Raw genomic sequence first — 14,125 nt, 5'->3', positions numbered from 1 at the left:
ATGCCTAGGGCTTTTTTGGCCAGATCGGCACGTCACGCCGAGCCCCGGTTGGCAACGTCCGGGCCGGCAGGTCGCCCCACTGGCCCTGGCCTTCATTGGGTTCAGCGGTTTTTTCCGCCCCCGCTCCCGTCGGCGCCTGGGGCGGTGCCGGTGCCGAATGCCCCCGCCGCCGGTGACGCAAGGCAAATTCGCCGACTGCCTCGATGTCTTCATCGGCAATCGCGTCGGCACCGCGCCAGGCCGCATGGGCCCGGGCCGCCCGCAGCCAGACCAGGTCGGCGCGCAAGCCATCGACCCCGGCGGCAAAACAACGCTCGGTAATCTGCGCCAATGCCCCGTCATCCAGGGCGATCCCGGCCAAGCGGTCGCGCGCCTGCTGGCAACGTTCGCGCAGCTGCTGTTGGGCCATCTCCCACTGCCCGCAGAACGCCAGCGGATCGCTGTCGAAATCCAACCGCCGCCGGATGATCTGGCCGCGTTCAGCCGGTGCGGTGTGACCGTCAAGGGCGACGTTCAGGCCAAAACGGTCGAGCAACTGCGGACGCAGCTCGCCCTCTTCCGGGTTCATGGTGCCGATCAGCACAAAGCGCGCCGGATGCCGATGGGAAATGCCGTCGCGCTCGATCAGGTTGGTACCACTGGCGGCCACATCGAGCAGCAGATCCACCAGGTGATCGGGTAGCAGGTTCACTTCATCGACGTAAAGTACGCCACCGTCGGCCTTGGCCAGCACGCCGGGAGAAAATTGCGCGCGCCCTTCCCCCAGCGCCGCGTCCAGGTCCAGGGTGCCCACCAGCCGCTCTTCGGTGGCACCGAGGGGCAAGGTGACGAACTGACCGCTGGCCAGCAGATCCGCCAAGCCCCGAGCCAACGTGGACTTGGCTATGCCCCGCGGGCCTTCGATCAGCACGCCGCCGATTTTCGGGTCGATCGCGGCCAGACACAGGGCCAGTTTCAGGTCATCGGCACCGACCACGGCGGAGAGCGGGAAATGGGGGGTGTGGGTCATATCTAATTCTCAAGAGTGGTCGGTAACGTCAATGCGAACAGAGTACTTGTGGGAGCAAGGCTTGCCCGCGATGAACGAAAACGCGGTTTAGCTGCTAAACCGCGGCGCGACCATCGCGGGCAAGCCTTGCTCCCACAGGGTGGAGATAAATCCCTTTGCCACAGGTCAACCCATCACAGGGGTTGTGTCTCGCCTGTTGAGTAGGCACGTCAGCCATCTTCTTCTATGTCCAACAACAAATTCTCCAACGCCTCGCGATACTCCCCCGGTGCCTGCCACATCCCCCGCTGCTGCGCTTCGAGCATGCGCTCGGTCATGTCTCGCAAGGCGTCGGGGTTGTGCTGGCGGACGAAGTCCCGGGTGTCTGGGTCGAGCAGGTAGGCATCGGCCAGCAACGCGTACTGGTGGTCGTCGATCAACCGGGTGGTGGCGTCGAAGGCAAACAGGTTGTCCACCGTCGCCGCCAGCTCGAACGCGCCTTTATAGCCGTGCCGCTTCACGCCGTCGATCCACTTCGGATTCGCCGCGCGGGAGCGGATGACGCGGTTGAGCTCTTCCTTCAGGGTGCGGATCCTGGGCAAGTCCGGCTGGCTGTGATCGCCATGGTAACTGGCCGCCGCGGCGCCACCGAGGGTTTCGACCGCTGCCAGCATGCCGCCCTGGAACTGGTAATAGTCGTTGGAATCGAGCAGGTCGTGCTCGCGGTTGTCCTGGTTCTGTAGCACCGCCTGCACCTGGCTCAAGCGCCGGGAGAACTGATCGCGGGCGGCGGTGCCTTCATCGCTGGCACCGTAGGCGTAGCCACCCCAGTTCAGGTACACCTCGGCCAGATCCTCGCGGCTCTGCCACAAGCGACCGTCGATCGCGCCCTGCACGCCCGCGCCATAGGCCCCGGGCTTGGCACCGAAAATCCGCCAGCCGGCCTGGCGTGCCGCGGCATCTGGCTCAAGACCCGAGACTAGCAAGGCTTCGCGCTCACTGCGCACCTTGGCTGCCAACGGATTCATATCGTCCGGTTCATCGAGGGCGGCGACGGCCTGCACGGCGGCATCGAACAAGCGGATCAGGTTGGCAAAGGCATCCCGGAAGAACCCGGACACGCGCAAGGTGACATCGACCCGAGGCCGGTCCAGGAGGCTCAGCGGCAGGATCTCGAAGTCATCGACCCGCTGGCTGCCGGTGGCCCACACCGGACGCACACCCATCAACGCCATGGCCTGGGCGATGTCGTCGCCGCCGGTGCGCATGGTGGCGGTGCCCCACACCGACAGGCCGAGCTGGCGCAGGTGATCGCCGTGGTCCTGCAAGTGCCGCTCAAGGATCAAGTTGGCCGACTGGAAACCGATGCGCCACGCCGTGGTGGTGGGTAGGTTGCGTACGTCCACCGAGAAGAAGTTGCGCCCGGTCGGCAATACGTCCAGGCGCCCACGGCTCGGCGCGCCGCTGGGGCCGGCCGGCACGAAGCGCCCGCTCAAAGCATCGAGCAAACCGCGCATTTCCGCCGGGCCGCAGGCGTCCAGGCGCGGAGCGACGACGGATCGCAGGTTTTCAATGATGCTGCCCACCCCTTCCCAACCCGGCGCGTCGAGCTGCTCGACCGTGCCGTCCAACGCCTGCTCGATCAACTGGGCAGCGAACAGCTCCAAGCGCTCACGGGTATCGCCAGCGGTGCGCCAAGGCTCGGCGCTGACCCGGCGCAACGCTTCGGGACGATCGCCGGCCCAGGGCTCGGCCAAGGCACAATCCAGCGGATCGAAACCCAGCCCGAACGCCTTGGCCAGCGCCCGCAACAAGCTCGACTGCGCGCCTTTGCCGTCACCCCGGGGAATGCGCAGCAACGCCAGCAAGGTGTCGATGCGCAGCCGCCCGCTAGGCGATTCACCAAAAATGTGCAGGCCGTCACGGATCTGCGACTCCTTCAGATCACACAAATATGTGTCCAGGCGCGGCAGCCAGATTGCTGCGTCAGCATCGCTGTCGAGGCCGGCATCCAGTTGCAACTCGCGGTCGATGTGGGTCTCGCGCACCAGGTTGAGGATGTCCCGTTGCAGCTCCCGGGCGCGGCGCGGATCGAGCAACTGCGCCTCGTAGTACTCGTCCGCCAACAGCTCGAGGTTGCGCAGCGGTCCATAGGTTTCGGCCCGGGTCAGCGGCGGCATCAAGTGGTCGATGATCACCGCCTGGGTGCGACGCTTGGCCTGGGCACCCTCGCCCGGGTCGTTGACGATGAACGGATAGATGTTCGGCAGTGGCCCCAGCAGCACGTCCGGCCAGCAGTTCTCCGAGAGCCCGACACCTTTGCCCGGCAGCCATTCGAGGTTGCCGTGCTTGCCGACGTGGATCACCCCGTGGACGCCGTAGGTGTGGCGCAACCAGAAATAAAACGCCAGGTAACCGTGGGGCGGCACCAGGTCCGGGTCGTGGTACACCGCGCTCGGGTCGACCTGATACCCCCGCGCCGGCTGGATGCCGACGAAGGTCAGGCCCAGGCGCAGGCCGGCGATCATCAGGCGGCCGTCGCGGTACATCGGGTCTTTGTCCGGCGCACCCCAGCGTTCCAGCACCGCTTGGCGATTGGCCTCGGGCAGCGCGTCGAACATGACCTGGTAGGCATCCAGGGCCAGGCTCTGGTGACACGGACGCGCGTCGAGGCTATCCAGGTCGTTGCTGACGCCACCGAGCAATTGCTGGATCAGCGCAGTGCCGCTCTCAGGCAATTCGGCCGGCAGCGGATAACCTTCGGTTTGCATGGCGCGCAGGATATTCAGCGCCGCCGCCGGGGTATCCAGGCCGACCCCGTTACCGATACGTCCATCCCGAGTCGGGTAGTTGGCGAGGATCAGCGCCACGCGCTTTTCTGCGTTGGGCAGGCGCGCCAGGGTGGTCCAGCGCTGAGCCAGTTCGGCGACAAAATCCATGCGTTCGGGCACAGCGCGGTAGCAGACCACGTCGCTCTGGCTGCGCTCGCTGCGCCAGGCCAGGTCCTTGAAGCTGATCGGGCGGCTGATGATTCGGCCATCCAGCTCCGGCAAGGCAATGTGCATCGCCAGGTCCCGTGGTCCCAAGCCCTGTTCGCTGGCACGCCAGCCGGGTTCGTTGTCCTGGGCGCAAATGGCCTGGATCACCGGGATGTTGCGGCGAAACGGCCGCAAGTGCGGGGCTTCGGGGCTGGATTGAGCGAAGCCGGTGGTGTTGAGGATCACCCCTGCTTCCACTTCGTCCAGCCAGTCCTCTACCAGCGCCAGGCAAGCCGGTTCCTTGAGGCTGGCCACGGCAATCGGCAGCGGATTGAGCCCTGCCGCTTGCAGGCGCTGGCAGAACACGTCGATGAACGCGGTGTTCGCCGCTTGCAGGTGGGAGCGATAGAACAGCACCACCGCCACCGGTTGATCGACCTGCCAGTCGGCCTGCCAATCGCCGAGGCTGGCGTTGGTGTTTGCGGGATGATAGATCGCCGTGCGCGGCAGGGCCTGCGGCTCGGCCCACGGGTAGTCGCGGCCGAACCATTGACTGCCGAGGTTGTGAAACAAGTCCAGGGCATTGCCCAGGCCGCCCTGGCGCAAGAACTGCCAGAGCCGGTCGCGGTCCTCAATGGGTACGTTGCTCAGGTCACTGAGTTCCGGGTCGGGACGATCATCCCCCGGCACCAGGATCAACTTCACCCCGCGCCCGGCCAATTCCATCAGACGCTCGATGCCGTAGCGCCAATAGCCGATGCCGCCGTGCAGCGACAGCAGGATGACCTTGGCATGACGTAGCACGTCCTCGAAGTACAGATCCACCGAGGCGTGGTTCTGCACCTGCATCGGGTTGGCGAGGCGAAACTGCGGGTAGTCGTCCGGCAACTGCCGCGCCGCTTCGGCCAGCAGCGCCAGGCTGGAGTCGCCGCTGCACAGGATCACCAGTTCGGCGGGGGTTTGCCCCAGGTCGGCAATGTTGTCGTCCGATACAAAACCGCCGGGCTGGGTCCTGAGCAGGTGCATGGCTTAGGCGCTGAGAGCGGCGCGCAACTGCGCTTCGAGCAATGCGGCATCCAGCGCCTGGCCGATCAGCACCAGACGGGTGACCCGCACTTCGTCGGCGCCCCACTGGCGGTCGAAATGTTTGTCGAAACGCGTGCCAACGCCTTGGATCAGCAGGCGCATCGGCTTGTTCGGAATTGCCGCGAAACCCTTGACCCGCAGCACGCCGTGCTGGACCACCAGTTGCGTCAGCGCGTCCAGCAACAGGCTTTCGTCGGCCTGGGGCAGTTCGATGGAAATGGAATCGAAGGCGTCATGATCGTGGTCGTCATCGTCGCCATCGTGGTGATGGTCGTGATGACTGTGGCGGCCGTCGATGTGTTCTTCGGAACCGGCCCCCAGGCCGATCAACACGTCCAGCGGCAGGCGACCGCTGCTGGCTTCGATGACCTTGACCGCCGGTGGCAGTTCTTCGGCGACTTCCAGGCGCACCTTGGCCAGGTCTTCAGGGCTGATCAGATCGGCCTTGTTGAGGATCACCAGGTCGGCGCTTGCCAGTTGGTCGGCGAACAGTTCGTGCAGCGGCGATTCGTGATCCAGGTTCGGATCGAGTTTGCGCTGGGCATCGACCTGGTCGGGGAAGGCGGCGAAGGTACCGGCGGCCACGGCCGGGCTGTCGACCACGGTGATCACCGCATCGACGGTGCAGGCGCTGCGGATTTCCGGCCATTGGAAGGCCTGGACCAGCGGCTTGGGCAGGGCCAGGCCAGAAGTTTCGATGAGGATGTGGTCGAGGTCACCACGCCGGGCCACCAGCTCACGCATCACCGGGAAGAACTCTTCCTGCACCGTGCAGCACAGGCAACCGTTGGCCAGTTCGTAGACGCGGCCGTTGGCTTCTTCTTCGGTGCAGCCGATGGAACACTGCTTGAGGATCTCGCCGTCGATGCCCAGCTCGCCGAACTCGTTGACGATCACGGCGATACGCCGGCCCTGGGCGTTGTCGAGCATGTGCCGCAGCAAGGTGGTCTTACCCGAGCCGAGGAAGCCGGTGACGATGGTGACGGGGAGTTTGGCCAGTGTTTTCATCGGATGCCCTTTGGCAAGGTGGCGGGCAAACGGGACGACAACCGCTGGCACAAGCGCGAGCGGAAGATTTCGCCACCGGATCACCCCGCCCGGTTGTAGTGAGAATCTGTCTCGAGGCAGGTCTCCTGGCTGACGGCGGGCCAGTCTCTCGACTGGCAATTGCTGCGCCTTCCCGTGCGCCATTGGTAAAAGGGCATGCACAGTGGCCTTGCAGAAACCTCACCGTTCACAGTTGCGGGGGCAGCCGCGGCTTGGACCGCGTTCCCTTCTTAGCTTCGGCGCATGCCGAAGAACCTCGAAGGCGCAAGGCTACGCAGGGTGTGGGGGCGGGTCAATCTCCAGAGCGTTCTGCGGTGCATGGGCTGCCATCATCGCGAGCAGGCTCGCGATGGGGGTGACTCGATGCTCCTGCGAATACCTTCCGACTGACACCCCAACCTCGCCGGTAGTTTTTTGTAAACCGCACATGGGGACAGATACATCTTCCGAGCAGACTTGCATCAAGAAAACGGCAAAAATTACAAGTACTGCCAATCTGACTGGTGGAGGCAACTCAAAGCCACTCAGTCGTTTTAACAATAAAAGAATAGTCATCATTAGGAAAATAACGACAAGCCCCAACAGAACGTCCATGAACCCTACACAAAGTTCACTCCAAGAAAATGCCGCCATAGTACCTCCGTCGAATCAGGAATGGCCCTTGTATAGAAATGGCGAAAACATCTATGGCATTAAACATCACCAGCCATTCAGCCACACAAACGGATAGGCATACTCTCTGAACATATGCGCACTATGATGAAGCTCCCTCCCATGAAAGCCAGATACTTAACTGGCTGAGAAAATTCAAACCCAGCAATTTTTTTTATCAACAAACAGATACCCATCATCACAAGAAGCGCCACCCCTCCCCATATTCCACCCGTACCCAACACCATACAGAGCTCACTCCAAAAAAACGCGCCCACCCCACCTCCTCAATAATTAACTGACACCCATACCAATTTACAAAAAAAACATTCACACCAACGCAAACAAACCTGAACATCACCAAACTAAAAAAACCCAACCACGATCTTGCAGTCATCTGTTACAAGCCAACGTTCGCGATAGAAGCCCACCCCGCATTCAGCCACGCAGCCACGCAGTGCAATCTTGGACTTCCATCTGCGAATTCAAGCTAAGAAACTAGGCACCAGTATTTCCGAGCCCCCTACTTACGTACCCTCCCGCCAACCCCCCATAAAAACCTATCATCGCTGCCCCGGCTGCTTGTGCGGTGGTAGCGGGCGTAAAAAATCCAGTTACCGCGCCACCCACCATGGCCGCCCCCGCTCCTGTCCACGTGGCCGGCGAACCGCTTCCTGCCTGGGCTCCAACATACCCCGCCCCCGCTGCTGCAGCGCCAGCGACTGCCCCCAATGGACCTACAGCCCCACTGATCATCTCGATTTCAGCCAACGTCAAATCACGCATTTCCATATCTCCTTTCGGTCAATAAAGCGGTTCCAGTAAATTAGCTTACCGCCACCGCCAGCAAATCTTTAAAAAACACCAACTAAACAACCTTAATTGCCCCTTGAAAATCTAAAAGTCCCGCAGTTTCATCGAACAGTTCTTTAAACGTCCGCAACGTGCGGCACAGGGACGTTTGCGAGCCCAGTAAACCCTATCAACACCCTCCCCTCGGAAAATCTCCTTCATCCTCCCTATAGCCTCTTTTGCACCCCCGACAGGAAAACAAAAATCAATAATCCAAGTTCTACCCCCTTCGTTCCACTCCGAAGGGTGAAGCAAAAACTCTGGATCCGTGAGCAAGCGCTCCTCGGAATCAGGCGCCAGGTACGCCCAAGTCACATACCCCCTGGGCAGCCCAACACGATCAAAGAAAAACACTATCTGCCTATGATCAATTGCAGGCGACAACCAGAAATCCAATGTCAGCATCCGAAAGGTGGAATACCGCCTACACATAAACATGACCATGCTTGCGAACCCAAAAAACATTGCCTTCTCTTCAGTTATCGAACAGCGGCATTCAGTCCGCAGATCAAATTCCATCTTCACCTAGACACCTCCTAACTGCGGCTCACTAATTTCAAATGCCTTTAAAAACAGGGTCATGACTGAGTCGCCTGACTAACATCACCGCTTTGACTTGAAGTGAATTAAATATCACTTAATGCTGGATGAATACCCTACATGTGTAGGGGTAGGCGGCACCTCGCCAATTGACGCCCGCCCCCCGCCCATGCTCTCCTGTGCGCCTAGTTACGGGTGCCCTTCACAGGGTGAAACGGGAAACCGGTGAATCGTGTGCTTTACTTCAAAGCCACGTCAGTCCGGTGCTGCCCCCGCAACGGTAAGCGAGCGAAGCGTCTGAACCACTGTGTCCAAGGACATGGGAAGGTGACGCTTGCAGGCCAGGCACAAGCCCGGCCCCTCGCGAGCCCGGAGACCGGCCCATGACTCAAGCATCAACAAACCCGCGGTGGGCGGGCGCTGTTCGAACCTTGGCAGGCTTTCGCCCGAGGTCTCATTGCGCTCGCATCCCCCACGGAACAAAAACAGAGGGAAGCGCCATGTCGACCATCAGCAGCACCGCCCGCACCGCCAGCAGCACCACCACCCTGAGCCAACGCCTGAGCGCCGCGATCCTGGCTTCGATCCTGGGCGCGGGACTGGTCTATTTCGCCGGTTTCTCCCACATCGAAGCGGTGCACAACGCCGCCCACGATACCCGCCACAGCGCCGCCTTCCCGTGCCACTGAGAACTGACGACATGATCAAGCGTATCGCGCAGACCGCCGGTTTCAGTGGCTTGCTGGCGGCCCTGCTGCTGACCCTGCTGCAGAGTTTCTGGGTATCGCCGCTGATTCTCCAGGCGGAAACCTTCGAGAAAGCCCCGGCGACCGAGGTCCATGAACACGCCGACGGGGCCGCCCACAGCCATGACGCCGAAGCCTGGGAGCCGGAAGACGGCTGGCAACGCGTGCTGTCCACCACTGGCGGCAACCTGGTAGTCGCGGTGGGTTTCGCCCTGATGCTGGCGGGCCTGTACACCTTGCGCGCACCGACTCGCACCGCCCAGGGCCTGCTTTGGGGCCTGGCCGGTTACGCCACGTTCGTTCTGGCGCCGACGCTTGGTCTGCCGCCGGAACTGCCTGGCACGGCGGCGGCCGACCTGGCCCAGCGGCAGATGTGGTGGATCGGCACCGCGGCGTCCACGGCGGTGGGCATTGCCTTGATCGCCTTCGGCCGGCATTGGCTGCTCAAGGTGCTGGGTGTGGCGACGTTGCTGGTGCCCCACGTCATCGGCGCACCGCAGCCTGAAGTCCACTCGATGCTGGCGCCCGAGGCGCTGGAAAGCCAGTTCAAGATCGCCTCGCAGGTGACCAACGTCGCCTTCTGGCTGGCCCTGGGCCTGATCAGCGCCTGGCTGTTTCGCCGTGACGGTCAGGCCCGCCACGACGCATGAGCACCGAGCCGATCCTGGTGATCGGCCTGGGCTGCCAACGCGGTTGCCCGGCCAGCACGCTGCGAGCGCTGCTCGAACAGACGCTGCTGGCCCACGGCATCGGGCTTCACCAGGTGCGGGCTTTGGCCAGTATCGACCTCAAACGTGACGAGCCCGGACTGCTGGAACTGGCCGGGCAACTAGCCCTGCCGCTGACCTGCTTCAGTGCCGAACAGTTGTCGGGCTACGAGCAACGGCTCAGTCACCGCTCCGAGATCGCCTTCGAGCGAACCGGTTGCTACGGCATCGCCGAAAGCGCTGCCCTGGCCTTGGCCGACCAGTTGGGTACGCCGCCCGCAACGCTGCTGGTTCCTCGTCAGAGAGGCCCCATGAGCACGTTGGCATTGGCGGTCGTGGCGTAAATCCCGATAATCGGCGTCCAGGATCATGAGCGTTCTTCATCTGGGCGCCACTCACCCACCTTCCACAGGAGCCGGTCATGACCGTGTACTTCATCGGCGCCGGCCCCGGCGACCCGGACCTCATCACGGTCAAAGGCCAGCGACTGATCCGCCAGTGCGCGGTGATCATCTACGCCGGCTCGCTGGTGCCGACCGCCGTTCTCGAAGGGCACTGTGCCGAACAGGTGATCAACAGCGCCGAGCTGCATCTGGAACAGATCATAGAATTGATCAGGAGCGCCCACCTCAAGGGCCAGGACGTGGCCCGGGTGCACTCCGGCGACCCGAGCCTGTACGGCGCCATCGGCGAGCAGATTCGTTGTCTGCGGGAGCTGGGCATCCCTTTCGAAATCATCCCGGGCGTGACTGCGACCTCAGCCTGCGCAGCCCTGCTGGGCGCCGAACTGACCTTGCCGGACATCTCCCAGAGCCTGATCCTCACCCGTTACGCCGACAAATCCCCGATGCCTGCTGGGGAAGAACTGGGCAGTTTGGCGCAGCACGGGGCGACCATGGCGATTCACCTGGGGGTCAATCACCTGGAAAAAATCGTCGATGAACTGCTCCCCCACTACGGCGCCGACTGCCCGATTGCGGTGATTCACCGGGCGAGCTGGCCGGATCAGGATTGGGTGGTGGGGACGCTGGCTGATATCGCCGAGAAGGTGCAGGCCAAGGGTTTTCGCCGTACGGCGCTGATTCTGGTGGGGCGTGTGCTGGGTAATGAGGTGTTCAGCGAATCGTCGCTGTACCGCGCCGGGCATGCGCATCTCTACCGGCCTTGACCCGCTAGAGAATCCACCGGAATCCCCCTGTGGGAGCGAGCTTGCTCGCGATGACGGCGGCACATTCAACATCATCGCAGGCTGACCCACCGCTATCGCGAGCAAGCTCGCTCCCACAGGGGCGGCGGGTGTCCACCAATTACGAGCCGATCACTGAAGCTTTTGTGGCGAGGGAGCTTGCTCCCGCTGGACCGCGAAGCGGTCCCCAGGCAATCCCTGCATCTATCACGAGAAATGCATCAGACTACTCTGGCGATTGCTGCGCAATCGAGCAGGAGCAAGCTCCCTCGCCACAGAAGCGTTGCACCCGCTCTAACAGCGAGCGCACTCGCCACAGTGTCTTGTTCGCAGCGCACGCCTATCAGTAGTAAGCGTTTTCTTTCTGCGTATGGTCGGTCACGTCGCGCACGCCCTTGAGCTCCGGAATGCGCTCGAGCAAGGTGCGCTCGATGCCTTCCTTCAAGGTCACGTCAGCCTGGCCGCAGCCCTGGCAGCCGCCGCCGAACTGGAGCACGGCGATGCCGTCTTCCACCACGTCGATCAGCGAAACCTGGCCGCCGTGGCTGGCCAGCCCCGGGTTGATTTCGGTTTGCAGGTAATAATTGATGCGCTCGTTGACCGGGCTGTCGGCATTGACCATCGGCACCTTGGCGTTCGGCGCCTTGATGGTCAGCTGGCCGCCCATGCGGTCGGTGGCGTAGTCGACCACCGCATCGTCCAGGAAGGCTTCGCTGAACGAGTCGATGTACGCGGTGAAGCTCTTGAGCCCCAACGCAGTGTCTTCAGGTTTTTCTTCCCCCGGCTTGCAGTAGGCAATGCACGTCTCTGCGTACTGGGTGCCGGGCTGGGTAATGAAGATGCGGATCCCGATACCCGGGGTGTTCTGCTTGGACAGCAGGTCGGCCAGGTAATCGTGGGCGGCATCGGTAATGGTAATGGCGGTCATGGAAACTCCTCGCAGGCTTGCCGGCAGTTTACGCCAATCATGGCGCCGGACAAAGTCCTAGTATTTTTGTCAGGAAAGCGTCCGACGGCAGGGGGTCTGCCGCCGGACAGGCCGATCAAAGGTTCTGGTAGCGATTCATGTCCAGCACACCGCTTTCCACGGGCTCCGTCTCCAGGATGTACTGGCTCAGGTCATGGAAGTAGTACCAGAACTGCGGATGGCTGCGGCGAATCCCCCAGCGCTCGACAATCCGCTCAAACGCCGGCCCATCCTGGGCGCCTTGCATGGCTTCGACGAATGCCGGCACTTGCCCGGCCGGAATGTTGAACATGAAGTTCGGATAGCTGCTGAGCACGCCCGGGTAGACCGTCAGCGTGTCCAGCCCCGGCTGGTAGCGCCGCTCCTCACCCAGCAGAAACGCGACGTTGCTGTGGGCACGATTGCGCAGCAGGCTGTAGATCTCTCGGTGACCGCTGGCGGTTTCGATACGCAACAGGGTCGCTTCCGGCAGTTGGTCGATCACCTTGAGCCCCGCCGCCGGGCGTGACACCAGCCGACTGAGGGCCTGCTCGGCGTTTTGCAACGTCGGGTCGATGTTCGGACGCGAGCAATAGGCGCCGTCGCAACGGTTGATCGGATCGGGGCGCGCGTTCAACTCGCCATAACGGGCCAGCAATTGCTGGGTGAAATCACCCTTGGGGTCGCGCTCGTCAAGCTTGAGGGCGGTCGGCTTGTCATCGTCGATGGCCTCGTAATCGAGCCACATCTTGAATTTGCCACCGGCCTGGTACCAATCGTCAAGGTAGCCTTCCCGGGAGTCGGCCGGCATCAGGCGCAGGAAGTTCTGTTCCGCACCGTTGCGGATCAAATCGAAATACAACCGGGTCTGGGCTTGATGGGAGACGTTGCCGAACACGTCGAAATTCACCGCCAACTGATAGTAGGTCCGCTCCAGCAACGGGAAGTCGAACAACCACATCGTCTGCGGCACCTCCCCGATCAGCCCCTTGGTGACCGAAGCACTGTCGAAATGCCGGAAAATGCTCAGCAGCGCGTTGTCGTTGCCGGCCCACAGCGTCGACCAGCTCGGCGCCGGCAGCTCGGCATAGTTGTCGCGGCGCAAGGCCTCGTACTCGTTGCGTTTGTCGCGGTAGTCGAGCCACAGGCTGAGGACGCTGCCCACGTCATCGTTCTGCCCCGGCATCGCCAGCAGCGGCGTGGCCTGACCGCGGTAGTTCGGGTCGGTGATGTACAGGTCGTGTTCGGGGTCCTGGAACAGCGCCCAGAAATTGTCGCGGATCACGTCGGTAGCAATCTGGCCCCGGCACACCGGCCCGCGAATGAAGGTGCGCACGAAATATTCGGCGTTATCGAGCATGAATTGGTAGCGGGCCTGGGCCGGGATCGCTTCGAAGGTGGAAAACGGATTGGCCCGGCGCTCCGGACCGTATCCCGGCAACGCGGCGACCTGCCACTTGCCGCTGTAGAACAGGCTCTTGATCCGCGCCATCTTCGCCGCGCTCAAGCCGTAGGTGATGTGGGTCTTGTGCACGATCACCCCTTGCACCGGCCAGAGCCGATAATAGACGCGGGTGCCGGGATCATCGTTCGGGCGGCGGGTGTTGATCAGGTCGATGGGCTGGCCCGTGGGCGTGCGCGAACGCACCCATTGGAAGAAATGCCCCGGTTCGCCGTCCTTGAAATAGATGTGCGCCAGGAACCAATGTTCGAATAACCAGCGAGCCACCAGGCTTTCCCGGGCACCGGGGGCGTTGAGCAGGTTTTCCCATTGCACCACTTGCAAGGCTTCGGCGGCACTTGGGGCCAGGGCCTGCTGATCGATGGGTGCGCCGGCGGCCAGCCAGCGCTGCAGGGTCTGGTATTGCTGGTCGGTCAGGCCGGTGACGGCCAGGGGCATGCCTTCCTTGGGATGGCTGCCTGCGTATTCGTCGAATTGCCCCGGCATCGGGCAGCTATTGTCCCGGTTGAGCCCGAGCACGATGTCTTCCGGCAGCTTGGCGTTGGGCTGCAGCGGCGTGCGGTGGCCCAACTCCAGCATGCGCGCCATCAGCGCAGCCTGGCTGCCCTGGGCGTCGAGCACAGAATAGAAGCCCTTGCGTTGCCAGGCATACGGGCCAGAGGCGTCATAGAACAAGCGGGTCGGATCGGCCGCCTGGCCCCTCTCGCCGTCATACACCGACAGCTTGCTCGCGCCCCGTGCCGCACCTTCGCCGCTGCCCAGGTTCAACTGGCAGGCGGAGTCATAGCAGGCATGACAGGCCACACATTTTTCCGTGAAGATCGGCTGGATGTCGCGGGTGTAGGAGATCGCGGGAGCGGGATTCCCGGCGGCTGCGCTAAAAGACAACGACAGCAACAGACTGCCGAATAAGACGCGGTACGGCATGTCTCGGGT

10 protein-coding genes and 2 riboswitches are annotated in these 14,125 nt (G+C 62.5%); of the genes, 4 read left to right on the top strand and 6 right to left on the bottom strand.

The window, feature by feature from the left end:
* Positions 1–4: 4 nt before the first annotated feature.
* From AC3A5O_RS13205 to AC3A5O_RS13190, 4 genes are all read right to left on the bottom strand, one after another.
* Positions 5–1,009, bottom strand: a complete 1,005-nt coding sequence (locus AC3A5O_RS13205) for a magnesium chelatase ATPase subunit I (protein ID WP_487753268.1) — start codon at positions 1,007–1,009, stop codon at positions 5–7.
* A 209-nt stretch (positions 1,010–1,218) separates the two neighbouring features.
* The gene (cobN, locus tag AC3A5O_RS13200; protein ID WP_487753267.1) at positions 1,219–4,992 is read right to left on the bottom strand and encodes a cobaltochelatase subunit CobN; all 3,774 of its coding nucleotides are present in this window, start codon (positions 4,990–4,992) and stop codon (positions 1,219–1,221) included.
* Between the two features lie 3 nt (positions 4,993–4,995).
* Positions 4,996–6,060, bottom strand: coding sequence for a cobalamin biosynthesis protein CobW (gene cobW / locus AC3A5O_RS13195; RefSeq protein WP_487753266.1), 1,065 nt, complete (start codon positions 6,058–6,060; stop codon positions 4,996–4,998).
* Between the two features lie 98 nt (positions 6,061–6,158).
* Positions 6,159–6,373: riboswitch (cobalamin riboswitch) on the bottom strand.
* Between the two features lie 1,274 nt (positions 6,374–7,647).
* On the bottom strand, positions 7,648–8,067 hold the full coding sequence (locus tag AC3A5O_RS13190) for a toxin-activating lysine-acyltransferase (RefSeq protein WP_487753279.1): 420 nt from the start codon (positions 8,065–8,067) through the stop codon (positions 7,648–7,650).
* 251 nt (positions 8,068–8,318) lie between these two features.
* A riboswitch (cobalamin riboswitch) is annotated at positions 8,319–8,541 on the top strand.
* Positions 8,542–8,642: 101 nt separating this feature from the next.
* Between AC3A5O_RS13190 and AC3A5O_RS13185 the strand changes: the two genes are divergently transcribed.
* The 4 genes from AC3A5O_RS13185 to cobM all read left to right on the top strand — a co-directional run bounded on the left by AC3A5O_RS13185 (position 8,643) and on the right by cobM (position 10,763).
* Positions 8,643–8,831 (top strand): CbtB domain-containing protein, encoded by a 189-nt coding sequence (locus AC3A5O_RS13185; protein WP_014338677.1) that lies wholly within the window; start codon positions 8,643–8,645, stop codon positions 8,829–8,831.
* A gap of 11 nt (positions 8,832–8,842) precedes the next feature.
* Entirely contained in the window at positions 8,843–9,538 is a 696-nt protein-coding gene (locus AC3A5O_RS13180; RefSeq protein ID WP_305481343.1) for a CbtA family protein, read from the top strand.
* Positions 9,535–9,939 carry a cobalamin biosynthesis protein gene (locus AC3A5O_RS13175; protein ID WP_122568197.1) on the top strand — a complete coding sequence of 135 codons (405 nt, stop codon included), beginning with the start codon at positions 9,535–9,537 and terminating at the stop codon, positions 9,937–9,939. Before AC3A5O_RS13180 ends, AC3A5O_RS13175 begins: the two co-directional genes overlap by 4 nt.
* Positions 9,940–10,016: 77 nt before the next feature.
* A complete protein-coding gene (cobM, locus tag AC3A5O_RS13170) occupies positions 10,017–10,763 on the top strand; it encodes a precorrin-4 C(11)-methyltransferase (RefSeq protein ID WP_122568196.1) in 747 nt (248 codons plus the stop codon).
* Between the two features lie 361 nt (positions 10,764–11,124).
* On the opposite strand, the gene nfuA is transcribed toward cobM, so the two are convergent.
* A complete protein-coding gene (gene nfuA, locus AC3A5O_RS13165) occupies positions 11,125–11,709 on the bottom strand; it encodes a Fe-S biogenesis protein NfuA (RefSeq protein ID WP_003182850.1) in 585 nt (194 codons plus the stop codon).
* A gap of 115 nt (positions 11,710–11,824) precedes the next feature.
* Positions 11,825–14,116, bottom strand: coding sequence for a fatty acid cis/trans isomerase (locus AC3A5O_RS13160; RefSeq protein ID WP_487753265.1), 2,292 nt, complete (start codon positions 14,114–14,116; stop codon positions 11,825–11,827).
* Between the last annotated feature and the right edge of the window lie 9 nt (positions 14,117–14,125).

This window comes from Pseudomonas sp. Soil_N_39 (assembly GCF_057655955.1).
Note: the sequence above shows the minus strand (reverse complement) of the source record. Positions and strands in the feature narration are given on the sequence as shown.